The organism is Vulcanococcus limneticus LL, from assembly GCF_002252705.1.
GTDB classification, from domain to species: domain Bacteria; phylum Cyanobacteriota; class Cyanobacteriia; order PCC-6307; family Cyanobiaceae; genus Vulcanococcus; species Vulcanococcus limneticus.
Map to the genome: position 1 here is coordinate 32,048 of NZ_NQLA01000007.1, position 17,143 is coordinate 49,190.

A 17,143-nucleotide genomic window follows, 5' to 3' on the forward strand; every position below is an offset into this window, starting at 1 on the left:
CTTTACAGGCGTTCTGGGGGGGTGGCCGGCACCGCAGCGGCCCTGAGCGACCCCTCGCGGACCCCGGCATGGCCGTAGCCCAGCCGGCCCAGGAGCGGGCCCGCCATGGCGGTCGTCACCAGGGCCATCAGCACGCCGATCGTGAACAGCTCATCGCTGATCACCCCCAGGCCCAGGCCCACGTTGAGCACCACCAGTTCCGTGAGGCCACGGGTGTTCATCAGCCAGCCCAGCGCCTGGGCCTCCCGGCCCGGCACGCCGCTGAGCCGCGCCATCGCCCAGGTGCCCGCAAACTTGCCAGCCACCGCCACCACGAGCACCAGCAGGCCCGCCGCCACCAGGGCTGGGCTGTCGAGGCTGCCCAGGCGGGTATTGAGGCCGCTCACGGCGAAGAACAGGGGCAGCAGCAGCTGCAGCACCACGGCCTCCAGCCGCAGCTCGAGCCGGCGCCGCAGTGGCTCGTAGCGGGGCATCGCCAGGCCCCACAGGAACGCCCCGAAGATCAGGTGCACCCCCAGCCAGTCGGTGACGGCGCCGCTGAGCAGGGCGCCGCCGAACAGCAGGGCCTGCAGCAGCGGCCCCAGCTCATGGCCAGCGCGGTAGCGGGCCTCCAGCCAGCGGCGCACGGGCCGCAGCCCCACCAACAGCACCAGGGCCCAGAGGGCCGTGCCCAGCAACGAGGCCAGGGCGCCCCAGGCCAGGCCGGCGCGCGAGAAGGCCACCACCACCGCCAGAAGCAGCCAGGCGAGCACGTCGTCGAGGGCGGCCACGGTGATCGCCAGGGCCCCGAGCGGCTGGGCCATCAGGCCCCGATCGCGCAGGATCCGCGCCAGCACCGGGAAGGCCGTGATCGCCATGGCGGTGCCAAGGAACAGGGCGCCCGCCAGGCTGCGGTCACCGGGGAGCAGCTGGGGCTGCCAGGCCTCGAGCGCCAGGGCCAGGCCCACGCCCAGCACCAGGGGCAGGAGCACCCCCACCGCCGTGATCCGGCTGGCTAGGGGAATACGCCCCTGCAACAGCCGCGGGTTCAGCTCCAGGCCCACCAGGAACATGAACAGCACCAGACCCAGCTGGCCCAGCAGGTTGAGCTGGCTGCGCACGCCCGCGCCGAACAACTGGGCCTCCAGGCCCGGGGCGACGGCCCCCAGCAGGCTCGGACCCAGCAGGATGCCGCCCACGATCTCGCCGATCACCCGCGGCTGGTGCCAGCGCTCCGCCAGCGCCCCCAGCAGCTGGGCCACCACCACCACGAGCGCCACCGCCACCAGGGCGGCGGCGATGGCATCCGGTGCCTGGGGCGTGGCGGCGGCCAGCGGGAGCGCGAGGGTCACGCGGGGGGCAGCAGGGGTGACGGGGGCATCCTGATGGGGGCGGCCGCTGCTGGGGAGGCACCGACGGCGCGGGCTGCGGCGATGGGCTGTGGCGATGGGCTGTGGCGATGGGCGCGGGGGCCCATAGGCTCGGCTGGATCAGGCCTGGGCGGTGTCGGCGCCGGCTCAGGCCCCCGTAGCGGCTCCATCCCCTTCCATGACAAACGCCCCCGCTCCCTCCCCCAGCAGCACCCCGATCGCGGTGGTAGTGGCCGGCGCCCTCGGCCGCATGGGGGCCGAAGTGGTGCAGGCCGTGATCGGCGCCCCCGACTGCCGGCTGGTGGCCGCCATCGACACCACAGCCGGCAAGGAGGGGGCCGACGTGGGGCTCGAGCTGGGCCTGGGCGAGCTGGAGGTGGCGATCACCGGCGACTTTGAGGGGGCCCTCTGCCAGGCCAGCCAGGCGGTGCGCAACGACGGTCCCGGTGGCGGCGCCGTGCTGGTGGACTTCACTCATCCCTCAGTGGTTTACGAGCACACCCGCGCCGCGATCGCCTACGGCGTGCACCCGGTGATCGGCACCACGGGCCTCAGCCCCCAGCAGCTGCAGGACCTGGCGGCCTTCGCCGAGAAGGCCTCGATGGGCGGGGCCGTGATCCCCAATTTTTCGGTGGGCATGGTGCTGCTGCAGCAGGCCGCCGCCGCTGCCGCCCGCTTCTACGACTTCGCCGAGCTCACCGAGCTGCACCACAACCGCAAGGCCGATGCCCCGAGCGGCACCTGCATCAAGACCGCCGAGCTGATGGAGGAGCTGGGCAAAGCCTTCAACCCCCAGCAGGTGGAGGAGCACGAAACATTGGCCGGCGTGCGCGGCGGCCAGCGCGAGAGCGGCCTGCGTCTGCATTCGATCCGGCTGCCGGGGCTGGTGGCCCACCAGGAGGTGATGTTCGGCGCCCCAGGGGAGAGCTACACCCTGCGCCACGACACGATCGACCGCTCCGCCTACATGCCCGGCGTGCTGCTCACCGTGCGCAAGGTGCGCCAGCTGCAGGGGCTGGTGTACGGCCTGGAACGCCTGCTGTGACGCGCGGGCTGATTGCTGGGTTGCCGATTGCCGGCAGCATGGGCCGATGCTGATTCCCCTCAAGCCCGGTGAGCTGCAGCGCCTGATCCCGGCGGTGGCCACCGGTCCCCAGTTCGCGGCCTGCACCGGCAACCCCCAGAAGGTGCTGCAGCGGGTGCTGATCGCCGTGATCGGCGGCGTGATCACGCTGCTGATCAGCCAGAGCCAGTTCTCCAGCCGCTGGGGCCCGGTGTGGCTGGTGACCGGCTTCGTCTTCCTGCTCTACGTGCTCTGGGGCCCGATCCTGGAGGCCGGCCAGAAGAACGCCACCCTGCGCCGCTATCCGGCGGGGGCGATCTTCGAGGGGGAGGTGGCCGACCTGTTCACCCGGGAGCGGCTGGAGGGCCAGCAGGAGACCACCGACCGCAATGGTCGGCTGCAGCTGGTGGAGAACCGCCGCACCTGGCTCTGCCTGGAACTGGAGGACGAGGACGGCTACCTGGGCCAGGTGCGCTTCCCGTACGACAAGAAGCACCAGGCGATCCGCCCCGGCATGGTGGTGCGCTGCCTGGTATTGAGCGAGCGCAAGGACTTCTCGCGGATCGGCGCCCTCAGCGACGCCTGGCTGCCCCAGGCCAAGCTGTGGGTGGGTGAGTACCCCTTCCTGCTGCGGCCGGCCTTCGAGGAACTGTGCCTGCGGCGGCTGCGCTGAAGCCACCACACCAGCACTGAACCAGCCAGCCAGCCAGGCTGCCAGCCACGGCGCGGCCAAGACGCGCCCGCCTGCCGACGCCGGGGAGCAGCGGCGTGGGACGTCCCAATGCAGCCGCCAAGGTTCTCTCCAGGGCCTAAGGAACTCGCGCAGACGGCCGGCGCCCAGGCCCCAGGCCCCAGGCCCCAGGCGGAGGGAAGCCCCGCACAGACCTCAAGCGACGACACCCAGCCCACGGACCCCCACCGGTTAACCGTCCGTCATGGGGCGCAATATTGCGTTACATTGTGCTCATAGTTTCCGAGACGCCCCATGGCCCAAGCCCCTGCCGCCTCCCAGATCCGCGGCGCCACCGTCACCCAGGAAGACGGCGGCCGCCTCAATGCCTTCGCCACCGAGCCCCGCATGGAAGTGGTGGACGCCACCGATGGCTGGGGCTTCCACGAGCGCGCCGAAAAGCTGAACGGCCGCATGGCCATGCTCGGCTTCATCGCCCTGATCGCCACCGAGTTCGCCCTGGGCGGCGAGGCCTTCACCCGCGGCCTGCTCGGCATCGGCTGAGCCTCGCTGAACGGCTGGTCACCCACCAGCCAGCCTGACCGACCCTCAACGGTGTCGTCTTCCAACCGCAGCACAGACTCGTGCTGCGGTTTTTTCGTGCCGCCCCACCCAGCCCCGTGCCGTCTGGCCCGCCCCCCCTCGCGCCATGGAAACGCAGCAGCTGCAGGCCCGGGTCCACGGGGCCGGCCCCACCGGCGCCCTGGCGGCCCTGGCCCTGGCCCAGGCCGGCTGGCGGGTGCAGCTGCTGGACCCGCTGGGTGCCGAGGCCCTGCGGCAGCGCAGCCGCGCCTACGCCCTCACCCACTCCAGTCGAGAGCTGCTGGAAGGGCTCGACCTCTGGCAGCCCCTGGCGGCCCATCTGGCCCCGTTCCGGCGGCTGGAACTCTGCGATCGAAGCCTGCACCGCCAGGTGAGCTTCAGTACGGCCGACCTCGGGGGGGCGGATCGGGGGGCTGCGGATCGAAGGGGTGCAGTTCGGGGAACAGAAGGGACCACCGCGGACGCTGCCGTGGGCTGGGTGCTGCAGCACGGTCCGCTGATGGCACTGCTGCTGGAGCGCCTCAAGGCTGATCCGGCCATCACCCTGCTGCTCGGGGAGCCCCCGACGCTGGCAGACCCGCGATCCCAACGGCCCGCGATCCAGCAACCAACGGAGCAGACGCCGACCAACCGGAGACCAGAGGATCAGAACCCGATTGATCTCGTGGTGGCGGCCGACGGCAGCGCCTCCCCCACCCGCCGCGCCGCCGGCCTGGGCTGGTGCTCGCGGCCCTACCGGCAGGGCTGCCTCACAGTTCAGGTGCGGCTGCGCGGCTCCGATCCCGACCAGGCCTGGGAGCTGTTCCGCCCCGAGGGGCCCTTTGCGGTGCTGCCCCTGGGCGGAGACGCCTGGCAGCTGGTGTGGAGCGCGCCGCTGCAGCGGCTGCGGCAGCTGGAGGCGCTCGACCCCGTGGCCTTCCTGGATCAGCTGGCGGGCGTGCTGCCCGAGCAGCTCCAGGCGGAGGCGCTGCTGGATCAGCCCCGGGCCTGGCCAGTGGCCCTGGAGCTGGCCTGGCCCCTGGCCAGCCGCCAACTGGTGCTGGTGGGGGAGGCAGCCCACCGCTGCCATCCCGTGGGCGGCCAGGGCCTCAATCTCTGCTGGCGGGATGTGGCGCTGCTGCAGCGGCTGGCGGCCCGGGCCGCCACGGGCCGGCTGCGGACGGCGGCCCTGCCCCGGGCCTACGGCTGGGGCCGCGTGCCCGATCTGGCGGCGATCCTGCTGGCCACCGACGCCCTGGTGCGGCTGTTCTCCAACCGCAGCCCACTGCTGCTGCCGCTGCGGCGGCTGGCCCTGGCGGCCCTGGCCCGCTGGGCCTGGCTGCGGCGCCTCAGCCTGGCGGCGATGACCTACGGGCCTTGCCCGCAGCGGCGGAGCTGAGCAGCATGGCGCCATGGTGATCGCCACTTCGCCGCAGCCGGGCCCGAGTCCGGCGCTCCTGCGCTACCTGCGCCAGGGCCTGGGGCTGAGCGAAAGCGCCCTGTCGCTCGGGCTCAAGCAGGCCCAGGTGGAGCAGGCGCCGCTGCCTGTGGTGCTCTGGCGCTTCGGGCTGATCAGCCTCGATCAGCTCGACCAGGTGCTGACCTGGCAGGACCGTCAGGAATAGATCAGCAGCGACTCGACCGGCACCGCGCCGGGCAGCTTCTGGCGGCCTGCCAGATCCGCCAGTTCCACCACGAAAGCGAAGCCGATCAACTCTCCGCCCACGCTGTTCACCAGCTCGGCGCAGGCGCCGGCGGTGCCGCCGGTGGCCAGCAGGTCGTCCACGATCAGCACCCGCGGGCGACTCTCGAAGCCGTCGGGATGGATCTCCAGCCGGTCGGTGCCGTATTCGAGGGCGTAGTCGATGCCGTGCACCTGGCCGGGCAGCTTGCCTGGCTTGCGCACGGGCGTGAAGCCGATGCCGCGGTCGGTGGCCAGGGCGGTGCCCACGATGAACCCGCGCGACTCGATTCCCACAATGAGATCCGGCTGCAGCCGATCGCAGACATGGCCCAGCTGGCGCACCACCTCGCGCCAGCCGGCGGGATCGCGCATCAGCGGGGTGAGGTCGCGGAACAGGATGCCGGGCTTGGGGAAGTCGGGCACATCGCGCACCAGCTGGCGCAGATCAATCGAGGACATGGGCAGACAGGCGCCGGGTGCTGGCGGGGATGGACGGGGTGGGCTGGGCTGATGAATGGTCTGGTCAGCAGAGCGACCCCTGCGGATGACGAATCGGCTCCACGACTGGCAGTATCGCAGCCATGAGTGAAGCCCTTGCGCCTGCGGCGCCGCCGTCCCAGCAGGCCCACCCGAGCGGGGGGGAGCGCTCCAGTCCCCTCTCCCGGCGTGGCATCGAGCGCCTGGACCTCATGCTGCTCTGCGCCGAAGCCCTCGACTACAACGGTGGTGAGGCGATGGTGTGGATCAGCCAGAGCCTGGGCTTCACCGAGCTGTTCCCCAACCGGGTGGAGCTATGGAAGCGCCGCTGCCATAACCCCCTGCGCCGGGCCACCCGCCGCGGCCAGCTCCAGGAGGTGGAGACCGATGCCCTGATCCGCATCCTCAACGCCCTGGCCGAGCGGCTCTACCCGATGCTGCGCCAGCTCCTCTCCAGCGCCGAACCGCCGGAGCTCTCGGCCCAGCGCTGGCAGTTGTTCCGCCGCCGCCTGGACGATCTGGTGCAGGAGCGCTTCAACCTGCGACGCGGTGGTGTGCAGCGCCTGCTCGACGAGAAGGAGGGGCCGGAGCTATGCCGCCACCTGATCCAGGCCCTGGCCCTCAGCGCCGGCCCAGGGGGCTTTGATCGGCTCAAGGCGAGCCTGATGGACCCCGTGTCCTGAGCCCTCGCCCCAGCAACACCGCAGCTCCCCATGACCACCGCCGCGCCCCGATGAAGCTCAGCGCCCGCTACGAACAGACCAGCTGCCGGCTGGTCCTGGAGGGCTTCCCCGACCTCTCGGCCGGCCAAGGCGACCAGGCCCTCGGCATCCTCACGGGCTGGAGCCTGGCCCTGGCCGGCCGGCCGGAGCTGGAGGGCAGGCGCGAGCACCTGGTGGCCCTGCTGCAGGTGGTGCTGCCCTATGCCCGCCACCTGCTCAGCGGCGCACCCCGACCCTTCGGGACGGCCGAGACGCCCGTGGTGATTGCGCCCCAGGGCACGGGCCACGAGCTGCTCGTGCGCAGCAGCCTGCCCGACACCCCGCCCCTGAGCCTCCAGCTCGACGACGCCGAACTCGCTGACCTGGTGCGCTGCCTGGATCAGCTGCGGCTCGATGACCGCGTGCGGGTACCGCTGGAGCTGCCCACTCCCCAGCCGCTCAAGCGCTCCGAGCTGCGCCACCGCCAACCGCTGAGGCGGCGCCTGGCGGCACCGGCCACCGGCCTGGCGGCCCTCGCCCTGGGCTCCTTCCTGGCGCTGCTGCTGCCCACCCCGAAGCCCACCACGGCACCACCGGCGGCGACCCCCGCCACTCCGGCCCGCCCCGTCACTGCCGGTTGACGCCGGGGTCTGGCCCAGCACACTGGAGATCAGTGCAAACCTCCACGCTGCCCCAAGCCCCGTTGCCGTCTGCCACCCTGCCGCAGTCCACCCTGCTTCCCCTGTCTTCGATGTCGCTGAGCTGGTCCGAACTGCGCCGTCGCGTCACCCGCCTGGGGGCAGCGCTCGATGTGGTGGTGCGCAGCGATCCGGAGGTCTGCGGCCTGAGCGGAGACGGCTTCCACCTCTCCATGCACCACGGCGGCCAGGGCGACTGCACCGTCGGCGCCCTCAGCCTGGTGGACTGCCCCAACGAGCTCGTGCTGATCGAGTTCGAGCGCTGGATGCGCGGCGCCGGCTACCAGCTGGACGCCTGAGCTCCCCAAGGACACCCCCATGAAACGCCCCCGTCGCCGCCTGCAGCTGGTGCGCCCGGGGCGGCCAGGCTCCAGCGAAGTGCGCCACGTGTTCCGCCGCAAGCGTCCGACCAGTCGGTGGCGGCAACTGCTCGATGGCGTGCTGCTGCTGGCGGGCGGCACGGGTCTGCTCGTGGGTCTGTGGCTGCTCACTGAGCGGTTCGACACCCTGCTGTTGGTGAGTCGGGCCATCAGCGACCTGCTCAACGGCCTGGCGCGGCTGGGGGCGGGGCTGCTGCAGCTGCTGAGCGTGCTGCTGCTCGTGGGCCTGGCCCTGTTGGCGCTGGCGATGCTGGTGGGCGGACTGGTGCGCCTGGTGCGGGCCGTGCTGGCGCCTGCCCCGCCGAAGCGCCGGGAGTCTGGGGGCCAGCGCAGCTGACAGCCGCCTCGGCCCGGGCGATTGCGGGCCGATGGCGAGGCGAAGAACTCTCCCTAACATGCGGCCATGGGCAAGAAGGGCAAGCTCAAAGGCAAGGCCTCGGCGACGCAGGCAGCGGCGGGCTTCAACGCCGACACGCTGCTGCCCCGCCACGGGCGCTTCAGTGATCGCTACTACCCCTCCTCCCAGCTCGATGATCTTCCCGGAGTGGCGTCACCAGAGCCCGCCGCGGAGCAGGCTTCGAGCAACGGCAAGCTCGATCGCAAATTCTACGAGAAGGAACTGAGCCGACTCCAGGAGGAGCTGGTGAAGATGCAGTACTGGGTGAAGGCCTCGGGCTTCCGCCTGATCGTGCTGTTCGAGGGGCGGGATGCCGCCGGCAAGGGCGGCACGATCAAGCGGGTCACCGAGCCGCTCAACCCCCGCGGCTGCCGGGTGGTGGCCCTGGGAACGCCCTCCGACCAGGAGCGGACCCAGTGGTATTTCCAGCGCTACGTGGAGCACTTTCCCGCGGCCGGGGAGATCGTGATCTTCGATCGCAGCTGGTACAACCGCGCCGGTGTGGAGCGGGTGATGGGCTTCTGCACGCCGGCGCAGCTTCGGGAGTTCGAGCAGTCGTGTCCCGAGTTTGAACGGATGCTGGTGCGCTCGGGCATCGTGCTGCTGAAGTATTGGTTTTCGGTGAGTGATGAGGAGCAGGAAGCCCGCTTCCGCTCCCGCATCGACGACCCCACCCGCCGCTGGAAGCTCAGCCCGATGGATCTGGAATCCCGGGACCGCTGGGAGGACTTCTCCCGCGCCAAGGACGAGATGTTCGCCCACACCAACATCCCCGAGGCCCCCTGGTTCACGGTGCAGGCGGACGACAAGCGGCGGGCGCGGCTCAACTGCATCCAGCACCTGCTCAGCAAGATCCCCTACCAGGACATGACCCCCCCGGCGGTGAAGCTGCCGCCGCGCAAGGCGGCCAAGGGCTATGCCCGCCCGCCGATGAACGAGCAGTTCTTCGTGCCGAACCGCTACCCCTAGCGGTGCAGCTGCTGGAACCAGAACCCGGCAAGCTGCCAGGACGACCACAGGAAGATCCCCAGGAACAGCCAGTTCAGCCAGGCGGGGCGTTGGTCGTTGTCGAAGCGCATGGGCGGTGGGCCGGCCTCAGGGGAGGGGGGCGGATTCGAGCTGCCAGCGAAGCACACGGCCATCACCGACGCCAGCGCGGGCCTGGGCGCCGGGCACGGTGATCAGCACGAGCCGCTGGGGGCCACGCCTGTAGTCGTAGCGGCAGAAGCCAGCTCCGGTGCCCGAGCAGGCCGCCAGGCTGGCCAGGGCATTGCCGGCCAACTCACGCTCAAAGGCACTGGGCGTCTGCTCGGGGCCCGGCCGCCAGCCCTGCTGGTGCAGGCGGACATCGGCGGCCAGAATCGGCTGCTGGGCCTGGAGTGGCAGCGGCAGGGGAGCGGACCGCTCGGCTGGGGCCTGGGCCAGCAGCGCGGCAGCCAGCACCAGGGCCAGGGCGCCCCCAGGCCGACCCCAGTGGCGCAGGGCCGCGATCGGATCAGGCGGCCACCACGGGCTGGCGCAGGGCCCGCCGCCGCTCATGCCGCGCTTCGAGCTGGTTGTAGACATCCACGAGCTGGGCACGAATGGCCTCCGTGTTCTCCAGCTTGGCAAGATTCAGTAGCGCGGACTCAATCTGGGCCTTGCTGTCAATCAGCAGGCGGCATTCGCTGGTCCCGGGTTCGTAGGCCATGGCGCAGGTGGGTGTGGAATCCTTCGAAACCCATCGAATCCCGGCCAGCGCCGGGATGTGGTCGGGATTGCTGCCGTTTTGGACTTTGTTCAGCTGGGGCTCCGGCAGGCAGCGCGCCGGATCAGCCGGATCAGTAGAGAAGGGCAGGGTGACGAGTCCCGCCGGATGACGCCCGTGCTGGGGCGTAGGTCCATGCTCAGCCCAGCCGCCCCTCGCCGGCAACACCCCAACCATGACTGGAGAGCGCCGAAGTGTGAGCGGATATGACCCCGGCCCTGAGTCGCGGCCCCGAGGACGAGGCCGATTGGCCCGGGCAGCTCCGGCCAGCCCCAGTGATTAGCCTGGATCCAGAAGCCTGCGGGGACGGCGGGGCGGCATGGGGGGCGAACCTGCTGAATGGAGGGCACAAGGTCGGCCAGCGGGTCTGGTGTGCTGTCAGCCATGAGCCAGCGGCTGCGCCAGGAGCCGATGACGCTGCGCCTGCGGGCGGTGATGGACCAGCTCGAGCAGGCCCTGGTGTCGGTCGACGACGGCAGTGGCCGGGCAGAGGCCAACGCGGCGGCGGTGCGCCTGCTGGGCCTGGAGAGCGCTGAGCTGCCGGCCCAGGCCGTGCTGGCGGCCCTGGAGAATCTGGCCCGGCGCGCCATCAACCGTGACGCCACGACCCCAGGCGCCGGCGAGGAGCCCCAGCTCTGGCGCTTCAGCGCCGCCCCCACCCATCTGCAGGTGCGCTGCACCCCCGTGCACCAGCCGGGTTTCAGCGGCCGGGTGTGGGTTCTCGACGACGTCTCCGTCCTCATGGCGAGGAACGAGTACCTGGAGGCCGCCAACGCCGCCGGCATCGTGGGCGTGTGGGACTGGGACGTGCCGGCCAACGTGCTCAGCTGGGATCCGGTGATGTACCGGCTCTACGGCCGCGATCCGGGCGACTTCGGCGGCGCCTACCAGGCCTGGGCCGATGCGGTGCATCCGCAGGATCGGGCCTATGCGGAGGGAGAGATCCAGGCGGCCCTGCGCGGCGAGCGGCAGTACGCCCCACGCTTCCGGGTGATCTGGCCCGACGGCTCCGTGCATCACCTGCAGGCCGTCTCCCACACCACCTACGACCGCGAGGGCAAACCCCTGCGCATGCTCGGCGTCAACTACGACCTGACCGAGCAGGTGCGCATCGCCGAGGAGCTGGCCGCTCAGAAGGCCCTGCTGGACACGGTGCTCGGCCACATCGACGCCCACGTATACATGAAGGACCGGCAGGGGCGGTACGTCTACGTGAACCCTCCGGTGGTAGCCCAGTTCGGTCGGCCGATCGAGCAGATCCTGGGCCACACCGACCTGGAACTGCTGCCGCCCGACGAGGCCGAGACCCTGACCGGCGGCGACGCCCAGGTGTTCGAGCAGGGGGGCACCCTGACCCTGGAGGAACACCTGCGCGCCCCGGACGGGCAGGTGCGCCTGTTCCACTCAGAAAAGCTGCTGCTGCAACGGCCGGGCCAGGACGACTGCCTGATCGGCTTCTCCAAGGACGTGACCGAGGCCCGGCGCCGTGAGGCGGAGCTGGAGCAGCTGCGCCACCGCACCGAGCGCCTGGCGCTGGACCTCACCGACCACATGCCGGCGGGCACCTACGTGCTGCGCTTTGAGGCCGATGGCACGCCGGTGTTCGACTTCGCCAGCCGGCGCCTGCTGGAGATGCTGGGTCTGGAGCTGGAGGCGCTGAAGGCCGACGGCAACCTGCCCTTCCAGCTACTGCAACCCGTCGATGCGCCGGAGATGTGGGCGCGCCTTTTGGAGTCCTACAGGCGGCGGCAGCCCTTCACCTGGGAGGGGCGGCTGGTGGTGGGGCACGGGCCGCTGTGGGTCTCGATCGAGGCCCTGCCCCGCAGCCGCCAGGACGGCTCGGTGGTGCTGGAGGGCGTGGTGCTCGACGTGACGCGCCGCAAACGGGCCGAGCGGGAGCTGGTGGAGGCCAATGCCCTGTTCCGCCAGTCGATGCAGAACGCGGCGGTGGGGCAGTGCCTCTGCCGGCCGGGCACGGGCGACCTGCTGGAGGTGAATCCCGCCCTGTGCAGCTTCTTCCGGCGTGACGCGGAGACCCTGCTCGCGTGCAGCTGGCAGGAGCTCACCCACCCGGACGACCTGGAGATCGATCGGGCCCTGGCACGGGAGCTTGAGCTGGGCCGGCTGGACACCTACCGGATCCGCAAGCGCTTCCTGCGCCCCGACGGCTCACTGCGCTGGGGTGATCTGTCGGTGTCGTGCATCCGCAACGCCGATGGCAGCGTGCGGGTGGTGCTGGCCCAGATCACCGACATCACGGAGCAGATCCGCACCCAGGAGCAGCTCAAGGAGGAACAGGAGCGACTGCACACCACCATCGACTCCCTGATCGATCCCCACCTGCTGCTGGAGCCGGTGCGCGATGTGCTCGGGGTGATCGTGGACCTGCGCATCGCCGATGCCAACCGGGCGGCCCTGGTGGAGATGGGCAGGACGCGCGAAAAGCTGCTGGGGCGCGCCCTGCTGTCGCTCCTGCCGGGCATCGCCAGCACCGGCCTGCTGGATCTTGCACGGCAGGCGATCGAGGGCGGCCAGCCCATCAGCCTCGATGAATTCCACTACCCCGCCCACGAACTGGCGGGCGGCGATGTCTACCTGGACGTGCGCATGGTGCAGGTGGTCGGCAACCTCAGCTTCACCTGGCGGGATGTGAGCGAGCGGCGCCGGGCCGCCGAACAGCTGGCCCGCTCCGAGGAGGACTACCGCCTGCTGGCCCTCAACATGTTGGATGTGGTGATGCGGCTGGCCGAGGACGGCACCGTGCTCTGGGTCTCCCCCTCCCTCACGCCGATGCTGGGCTGGACGCCCGAGGAGTGGATCGGCCAGAACAGCACCCGCTTTCTGGTGGATGGCCCCGACTCCGAGATCTACCGGAACAACCTGCAGCGGCTGCAGCGCGGCGAGTCGGTGGTGGCCCGCGATCGGATGTATGCCAAGGGCGGCAGCATCCACTGGGTGGAGAGCCACCTCAGCAGCTACCGCCGCAGCGACGGCACGATCGATGGCCTGGTGGGCACCTTCCGGACCGTGGACCGAGAGGTGATCGCCGAGCAGCAGCTCCAGCAGGAGGCCAACTCCGACGTGCTTACCGGCCTGCTCAACCGGCGCCAGATGCTGGAGCGCCTCAGCCACTTCTGCGGCAGCCGTCGCCAGGGCGAAGGCCGCGCCGCCCTGCTGTTCTGCGACCTCGATCACTTCAAGGAGATCAATGACCAGTACGGCCACCAGGCAGGCGATCAGGTGCTGCAGACGCAGGCCGAACGGCTGCGGCGCTGCATCCGCACCGATGACCTGGCGGCACGGATGGGCGGCGACGAGCTGGTGGTGGCGCTGATCGGCGTGAGGGGGCTGGTGGATGCGCTGGCCATCGCCGAGAAGATCCGCCGCACCGCCAACGAGCCGATCGCGGTGCTGGGCGAGCGTGTGAACGCCAGTCTCAGCATCGGTGTGACCCTGATCGAGCCCGGGGAGACTGTGGATGCGGTAATCGCCCGGGCCGACGCGGGCCTGTACGCCGCCAAGCAGCAGGGCCGTAACCGTGTGATCCCGATCAAGACCTGAACAGCGCCGCTGGACCAGCGCCGACGGATCAGCGTGGCTGGGTGGCGGAGCCGCGGCGGCGGCCGCCATCACCTCGCAGATCCCTGGCCCGAGAGACCGACGGACGCACCAGACCGCTGGCGGTGCGGGCGGTGCCACCCTCAGCGGGCCGCTCGATTGGGTTGGCCTTGAGCTCGCTGCGCACCTGGTTCAGCAGCCGGAAGTGGCCGGTGGAGTTGTACTTGCGCAGCACGGCCGGATCCCAGGCCATCGGGGCTCTTGTTGCAGATGGACTCAGCCTATGGCCACGCCAGCTGGCGATGGATCCGTGATAAGTTGTTACAGCGTCAACTGGAAGTCGATCCGCCTTCGTGAAGCCTGCCAGCTGAGGCAGGTCGCTGGCCCCGCGGGGGTGTCGCGAAGAGGTGTTCCCGGTTCCGCAACCCATCCATCGTTCTCGCCATGACCCGGCTCGTCGGCCTGCAGGCCCCTGACTTCACCGCCACCGCCGTGGTGGATCAGGAGTTCAAGGAAGTGACCCTGTCCCAGTACCGCGGCAAGTACGTGGTGCTGTTCTTCTACCCGCTGGACTTCACCTTCGTGTGCCCCACGGAGATCACCGCTTTCTCCGACCGCTACAGCGACTTCTCCAGCCGCAACACCGAGGTGCTGGGCGTGTCGGTGGACAGCCAGTTCTCCCACCTGGCCTGGATCCAGACCGAACGCAAGAACGGGGGCATCGGCGACATCGCCTACCCCCTGGTGGCCGACCTCAAGAAGGACATCGCCCGGGCCTACGAGGTGCTGGATGAGGAAGCCGGCGTGGCCCTGCGCGGTCTGTTCATCATCGATCCCGATGGCGTGATCGCCCACAGCACCATCAACAACCTGCCCGTGGGCCGCAGCGTCGACGAGACCCTGCGGGTGCTGCAGGCCTTCCAGTACATCCGCAGCAACCCCGACGAGGTGTGCCCCGCCAACTGGACCCCCGGCGAGAAGACCATGAAGCCCGATCCCGTGGGCAGCAAGGAGTTCTTCGCCGCCGTGAACTGAGCCACGGGCGATTGAGGCCGAGCGGCCAAGCCAGGCACGCGAATAGCGCTGTGTCTGGCTCCAGCTGCCATCTTCTGCGCTCGCAGTAGATGGCAGCTCGCTATCCATGAACTGGCTTGTCCATGAGCTGTCTGTTCATGCACCGGCTGTCCATGCACGCGAGGGGCCCCTGGAGGGCCCATTTTTTATGGGATCCAGCGCACCATTCCTGGGGTGCAGCCAGCTCCGTCTGTTTGCAAGCCGATGGATCCTTGGTCCTGGGCCCTCAGTCCAGCAGGGTGAGGGTGCCGGCCGTGGCATCGAGGCGGCAGCGGCGACCCAGGGGCAGGGCCAGATTCGGCCGGCCGTGGCCCACCGCCAGACCGCTCACCAGGGGCACCCCCAACAGGGCCAGGCGCTCCAGCAGGATCTCCTCCATGGAGAAGTCGCCGGGGAGGATATCGTCGCGGGCCCAGTCGAAGCGCCCCAGGCCGATGCCCCGCACGCCGCGCAGCAGGCCGGAGCTGCGCCACTGGGTGAGCAGGCGGTCGATGCGGTAGGGAGCTTCGCCCGTGTCTTCGAGCACGAGCACACAGCCCTGCAGGGAGGGCAGCCAGGGGGTGCCGATCAGGGAGGTGGCGATGGTGAGGTTGCTCACCATCAGCGGACCCTCGGCCACAGCAGCCGCGTGGGAGTGACCCCCCTGGAGTCTGGTCCCGTGGCCCCGGCCCTGCAGGGGCGCCACCGCCTCGCCCCGCAGCAGGCCCGCCAGGCGACGCCACTGGGGCATGTCGCCACCGAACCAGCCGTGGATGGCCCCCAGGCTGCCCGCCGCCCGCTGGGCCAGCAACAGGGCGCTGCAATCGGAGAAGCCCACCGTCCAACGTGGCCCCGGCGGCACCTGAAATCCCTGCTCCAGCAGGCGGGTGCTGCCCCAGCCGGCACCCACGTAGAACAGGGCCTGAACGGCGCTGTCGGCCCAGGCGCGGCGCAGGGCATCAGCCCGCACAGCATCGGAGCCGGAAAACCAGCGCCAGCGGCCGAACAGCTCGCGGGGCGTCTGCAGGGTCCAGCCCTGCTCCTCGCACCGGAGCCGCAGCACGGCAAGGCCGTCGTCACCGGACTCCAACCAGGTGCCGGGGGCCAGGGCGGCAATGCGGCTGCCGGGAACCAAGGGTGCGGGCCAGCCAGCGGCAGAGGCGCCCCTGGGCGCAGCGAGAGCCAAGTCCACCGCCTGGGCTGCGCGATCGACGCCGGCCCCACGGGCGGAACCACTGGCCAGCCCTGGCCCGGTGACCAGGGCTGAACCCGTGCCCAGGGAGAGTCGCAGCAGCTCCCGGCGGCGCATCGGCCTCAGCCCAACAGGCTGGCCAGCAGTCGCCGCCCGTCGATACCGCCGGTGGTTGGATCACAGGCCCGCTCCGGGTGGGGCATCAGGCCCAGCACGTTGCCAGCCCGGTTGGTGAGACCGGCCACGTCGCCCACCGAGCCATTGGGGTTGCGGCTGTAGCGGAGCACAACCTGGCCCCTGTCCTCCAGGGCCTGGAGCTGGTCGGGATCGATCTGATAGCGGCCCTCGCCGTGGGCGATCGGGAAGGTCACCTCCTCGCCGCTGGCGTAGCCCTGCAGCCAGGCACAGGCGCCCGGTTCCACCCGCAACCGGGCCGGTTCGCAGAGGAAGTGCAGCTTCTCGTTGCGGGTCAGGGCGCCCGGCAGCAGGCCCATCTCGGTGAGCACCTGGAAGCCGTTGCAGATGCCGAGCACCCGGCCGCCACGCTCGGCGAAGGTCGCCACCTCCTGGAGCACCGGAGCAAAGCGGGCGATGGCACCGCAGCGCAGATAGTCGCCGTAGCTGAAGCCGCCCGGGATCACCACGGCCTCGAGGCCGCTCAGGTCGCGCTCCTCATGCCAGAGGAAGCGGGTCTCGATGCCGAGGCAGCCCTGGGCCGCCCACTGCACGTCCCGGTCGCAGTTGGAACCGGGAAACACCACCACACCGAGGGTCATGCTCAGGCCTCGGGGGCGGGGTCGGCGAGCTCGAGGCTCCAGTCCTCGATCACGGGGTTGGCGAACAGGCGGTCGCTGAGCAACTCCAGACGCTCGCGGGCACTGGCCGCATCGGGGGCCTCCAGCTCCACCTCCACCGCCTTGCCGATGCGCAGCCGGGTCACGCCCTCCACGCCGAGGCGGGCGGCGGCGGCCCGGGTGGCCTCACCGGCGGGATCCAGAACCGAAGGCCTCAGCGAGACCAGCACGCGGGCGGAGAAACGGGGCACCTGAGCTGCACGAGGATTGTTAAATCTTGGCAGGCCGGGCCCCCTGCCCCCTTGCCGCTGATCAGGTTGGAGGTATCTCTCCGGGAGGGCCATGGACGCCCGCCGCCCCGCCACCAGGCTGCATCAAGGCTGCTCAATCCCACGGGGATCCCGCCCGACCAGCCTGCACCGGCTGGGCTCGAGTTCCGCTGGGCTGCGATGGCGCCGGCTCGGACTGCAGGCCCTGGCCCTCGCCGCTGCGGCCCAGACCCTGCTGCCGTCACCAGCCACGGCACAACAACAGCTACCGCTGGAATGCCGCCTCGGCGACGGGGCCTGGCGGGCCTGCACGATGACCATCGCCCGGGCGGGTGAGCACTGGTGGCTGCAGGTGGGCAGCCGCCGGCTGGAGTTCCGCAGCGACGGCCGGGGATCCATCACCTTGAGCACCGGGGCAGGCCCCGGACGGTCGGTGATGCCGGCCTGGCAGCCGGATCGGGCCCTCTGCTGGGATGGGGTCTGCGCCCGCGGCGAGTTTCCCCTGGATTGAGGGCCGCACCGGAGTCGC

The 17,143-nt window shown here is 70.7% G+C and carries 21 protein-coding genes; 13 read left to right on the forward strand and 8 right to left on the reverse strand.

Going from position 1 to position 17,143, the window contains the following annotated elements:
- Positions 1-2: 2 nt before the first annotated feature.
- A complete protein-coding gene (locus CJZ98_RS05360; protein WP_157910883.1) occupies positions 3-1,331 on the reverse strand; it encodes a cation:proton antiporter domain-containing protein in 1,329 nt (442 codons plus the stop codon).
- Between the two features lie 196 nt (positions 1,332-1,527).
- On the opposite strand from CJZ98_RS05360, the gene dapB reads away from it, so the two are divergent.
- From dapB to CJZ98_RS05385, 5 genes are all read left to right on the forward strand, one after another.
- Positions 1,528-2,394 carry a 4-hydroxy-tetrahydrodipicolinate reductase gene (dapB, locus tag CJZ98_RS05365; RefSeq protein WP_094589121.1) on the forward strand — a complete coding sequence of 289 codons (867 nt, stop codon included), beginning with the start codon at positions 1,528-1,530 and terminating at the stop codon, positions 2,392-2,394.
- A gap of 46 nt (positions 2,395-2,440) precedes the next feature.
- The gene (locus CJZ98_RS05370) at positions 2,441-3,085 is read left to right on the forward strand and encodes a hypothetical protein (RefSeq protein WP_094589123.1); all 645 of its coding nucleotides are present in this window, start codon (positions 2,441-2,443) and stop codon (positions 3,083-3,085) included.
- Between the two features lie 312 nt (positions 3,086-3,397).
- Positions 3,398-3,646: a high light inducible protein gene (locus CJZ98_RS05375; protein WP_094589125.1), complete on the forward strand. Its 249-nt coding sequence runs from the start codon at positions 3,398-3,400 to the stop codon at positions 3,644-3,646.
- Positions 3,647-3,791: 145 nt separating this feature from the next.
- A complete protein-coding gene (locus CJZ98_RS05380; protein WP_094589127.1) occupies positions 3,792-5,063 on the forward strand; it encodes an FAD-dependent monooxygenase in 1,272 nt (423 codons plus the stop codon).
- 13 nt (positions 5,064-5,076) lie between these two features.
- Positions 5,077-5,289, forward strand: a complete 213-nt coding sequence (locus tag CJZ98_RS05385; protein ID WP_094589129.1) for a DUF2949 domain-containing protein — start codon at positions 5,077-5,079, stop codon at positions 5,287-5,289.
- Here the strand turns inward: CJZ98_RS05385 and CJZ98_RS05390 are convergent.
- Positions 5,280-5,807 (reverse strand): adenine phosphoribosyltransferase, encoded by a 528-nt coding sequence (locus CJZ98_RS05390; protein ID WP_094589131.1) that lies wholly within the window; start codon positions 5,805-5,807, stop codon positions 5,280-5,282. The genes CJZ98_RS05385 and CJZ98_RS05390 overlap by 10 nt on opposite strands.
- A gap of 122 nt (positions 5,808-5,929) precedes the next feature.
- Here CJZ98_RS05390 and CJZ98_RS05395 point away from each other — a divergent pair, with 122 nt between their 5' ends.
- The 5 genes from CJZ98_RS05395 to ppk2 all read left to right on the forward strand — a co-directional run bounded on the left by CJZ98_RS05395 (position 5,930) and on the right by ppk2 (position 8,970).
- Positions 5,930-6,508, forward strand: a complete 579-nt coding sequence (locus CJZ98_RS05395) for a DUF3038 domain-containing protein (protein ID WP_094589133.1) — start codon at positions 5,930-5,932, stop codon at positions 6,506-6,508.
- Positions 6,509-6,558: 50 nt separating this feature from the next.
- On the forward strand, positions 6,559-7,167 hold the full coding sequence (locus CJZ98_RS05400; RefSeq protein WP_094589135.1) for a DUF4335 domain-containing protein: 609 nt from the start codon (positions 6,559-6,561) through the stop codon (positions 7,165-7,167).
- A gap of 110 nt (positions 7,168-7,277) precedes the next feature.
- Positions 7,278-7,523 (forward strand): hypothetical protein, encoded by a 246-nt coding sequence (locus CJZ98_RS05405; RefSeq protein ID WP_094589137.1) that lies wholly within the window; start codon positions 7,278-7,280, stop codon positions 7,521-7,523.
- A gap of 19 nt (positions 7,524-7,542) precedes the next feature.
- Complete coding sequence (locus tag CJZ98_RS05410) at positions 7,543-7,941, forward strand: hypothetical protein (RefSeq protein ID WP_232756235.1); 399 nt, start codon at positions 7,543-7,545, stop codon at positions 7,939-7,941.
- 66 nt (positions 7,942-8,007) lie between these two features.
- A complete protein-coding gene (gene ppk2 / locus CJZ98_RS05415) occupies positions 8,008-8,970 on the forward strand; it encodes a polyphosphate kinase 2 (protein WP_094589139.1) in 963 nt (320 codons plus the stop codon).
- Between the two features lie 126 nt (positions 8,971-9,096).
- Here the strand turns inward: ppk2 and CJZ98_RS05420 are convergent, their stop codons facing one another.
- Positions 9,097-9,540: a hypothetical protein gene (locus CJZ98_RS05420; protein ID WP_094589141.1), complete on the reverse strand. Its 444-nt coding sequence runs from the start codon at positions 9,538-9,540 to the stop codon at positions 9,097-9,099.
- The gene (locus CJZ98_RS05425; RefSeq protein ID WP_094589143.1) at positions 9,497-9,691 is read right to left on the reverse strand and encodes a hypothetical protein; all 195 of its coding nucleotides are present in this window, start codon (positions 9,689-9,691) and stop codon (positions 9,497-9,499) included. The genes CJZ98_RS05420 and CJZ98_RS05425 overlap by 44 nt, the downstream gene beginning before the upstream one ends.
- Positions 9,692-10,132: 441 nt before the next feature.
- On the opposite strand from CJZ98_RS05425, the gene CJZ98_RS05430 reads away from it, so the two are divergent.
- Positions 10,133-13,309, forward strand: a complete 3,177-nt coding sequence (locus tag CJZ98_RS05430; protein ID WP_157910884.1) for a PAS domain S-box protein — start codon at positions 10,133-10,135, stop codon at positions 13,307-13,309.
- 28 nt (positions 13,310-13,337) lie between these two features.
- Here CJZ98_RS05430 and CJZ98_RS05435 read toward each other — a convergent pair whose 3' ends face one another.
- Entirely contained in the window at positions 13,338-13,559 is a 222-nt protein-coding gene (locus CJZ98_RS05435; RefSeq protein WP_094589147.1) for a hypothetical protein, read from the reverse strand.
- Positions 13,560-13,750: 191 nt separating this feature from the next.
- On the opposite strand from CJZ98_RS05435, the gene CJZ98_RS05440 reads away from it, so the two are divergent.
- Positions 13,751-14,341 (forward strand): peroxiredoxin, encoded by a 591-nt coding sequence (locus CJZ98_RS05440; protein WP_094589149.1) that lies wholly within the window; start codon positions 13,751-13,753, stop codon positions 14,339-14,341.
- A gap of 265 nt (positions 14,342-14,606) precedes the next feature.
- Here the strand turns inward: CJZ98_RS05440 and CJZ98_RS05445 are convergent, their stop codons facing one another.
- The 3 genes from CJZ98_RS05445 to purS form a co-directional block, all read right to left on the reverse strand.
- Positions 14,607-15,494: a S66 peptidase family protein gene (locus tag CJZ98_RS05445; RefSeq protein WP_232756236.1), complete on the reverse strand. Its 888-nt coding sequence runs from the start codon at positions 15,492-15,494 to the stop codon at positions 14,607-14,609.
- Between the two features lie 179 nt (positions 15,495-15,673).
- The gene (purQ, locus tag CJZ98_RS05450; protein ID WP_094589153.1) at positions 15,674-16,327 is read right to left on the reverse strand and encodes a phosphoribosylformylglycinamidine synthase subunit PurQ; all 654 of its coding nucleotides are present in this window, start codon (positions 16,325-16,327) and stop codon (positions 15,674-15,676) included.
- A 2-nt stretch (positions 16,328-16,329) separates the two neighbouring features.
- Positions 16,330-16,596, reverse strand: coding sequence for a phosphoribosylformylglycinamidine synthase subunit PurS (gene purS, locus CJZ98_RS05455; RefSeq protein WP_094589155.1), 267 nt, complete (start codon positions 16,594-16,596; stop codon positions 16,330-16,332).
- Positions 16,597-16,687: 91 nt separating this feature from the next.
- Between purS and CJZ98_RS05460 the strand changes: the two genes are divergently transcribed.
- Positions 16,688-17,125, forward strand: a complete 438-nt coding sequence (locus tag CJZ98_RS05460; protein ID WP_094589157.1) for a hypothetical protein — start codon at positions 16,688-16,690, stop codon at positions 17,123-17,125.
- Positions 17,126-17,143 lie beyond the last annotated feature (18 nt).

Coding starts and splice junctions, on each gene's coding strand:
- dapB (WP_094589121.1), top strand. CDS start 1,528: ATGACAAACGCCCCCGCTCCCTCCCCCAGCAGCACCCCGATCGCGGTG.
- CJZ98_RS05370 (WP_094589123.1), top strand. CDS start 2,441: ATGCTGATTCCCCTCAAGCCCGGTGAGCTGCAGCGCCTGATCCCGGCG.
- CJZ98_RS05375 (WP_094589125.1), top strand. CDS start 3,398: ATGGCCCAAGCCCCTGCCGCCTCCCAGATCCGCGGCGCCACCGTCACC.
- CJZ98_RS05380 (WP_094589127.1), top strand. CDS start 3,792: ATGGAAACGCAGCAGCTGCAGGCCCGGGTCCACGGGGCCGGCCCCACC.
- CJZ98_RS05385 (WP_094589129.1), top strand. CDS start 5,077: ATGGTGATCGCCACTTCGCCGCAGCCGGGCCCGAGTCCGGCGCTCCTG.
- CJZ98_RS05390 (WP_094589131.1), bottom strand. CDS start 5,807: ATGTCCTCGATTGATCTGCGCCAGCTGGTGCGCGATGTGCCCGACTTC.
- CJZ98_RS05395 (WP_094589133.1), top strand. CDS start 5,930: ATGAGTGAAGCCCTTGCGCCTGCGGCGCCGCCGTCCCAGCAGGCCCAC.
- CJZ98_RS05400 (WP_094589135.1), top strand. CDS start 6,559: ATGAAGCTCAGCGCCCGCTACGAACAGACCAGCTGCCGGCTGGTCCTG.
- CJZ98_RS05405 (WP_094589137.1), top strand. CDS start 7,278: ATGTCGCTGAGCTGGTCCGAACTGCGCCGTCGCGTCACCCGCCTGGGG.
- CJZ98_RS05410 (WP_232756235.1), top strand. CDS start 7,543: ATGAAACGCCCCCGTCGCCGCCTGCAGCTGGTGCGCCCGGGGCGGCCA.
- ppk2 (WP_094589139.1), top strand. CDS start 8,008: ATGGGCAAGAAGGGCAAGCTCAAAGGCAAGGCCTCGGCGACGCAGGCA.
- CJZ98_RS05420 (WP_094589141.1), bottom strand. CDS start 9,540: ATGAGCGGCGGCGGGCCCTGCGCCAGCCCGTGGTGGCCGCCTGATCCG.
- CJZ98_RS05425 (WP_094589143.1), bottom strand. CDS start 9,691: ATGGCCTACGAACCCGGGACCAGCGAATGCCGCCTGCTGATTGACAGC.
- CJZ98_RS05430 (WP_157910884.1), top strand. CDS start 10,133: ATGAGCCAGCGGCTGCGCCAGGAGCCGATGACGCTGCGCCTGCGGGCG.
- CJZ98_RS05435 (WP_094589147.1), bottom strand. CDS start 13,559: ATGGCCTGGGATCCGGCCGTGCTGCGCAAGTACAACTCCACCGGCCAC.
- CJZ98_RS05440 (WP_094589149.1), top strand. CDS start 13,751: ATGACCCGGCTCGTCGGCCTGCAGGCCCCTGACTTCACCGCCACCGCC.
- purQ (WP_094589153.1), bottom strand. CDS start 16,327: ATGACCCTCGGTGTGGTGGTGTTTCCCGGTTCCAACTGCGACCGGGAC.
- CJZ98_RS05460 (WP_094589157.1), top strand. CDS start 16,688: ATGGACGCCCGCCGCCCCGCCACCAGGCTGCATCAAGGCTGCTCAATC.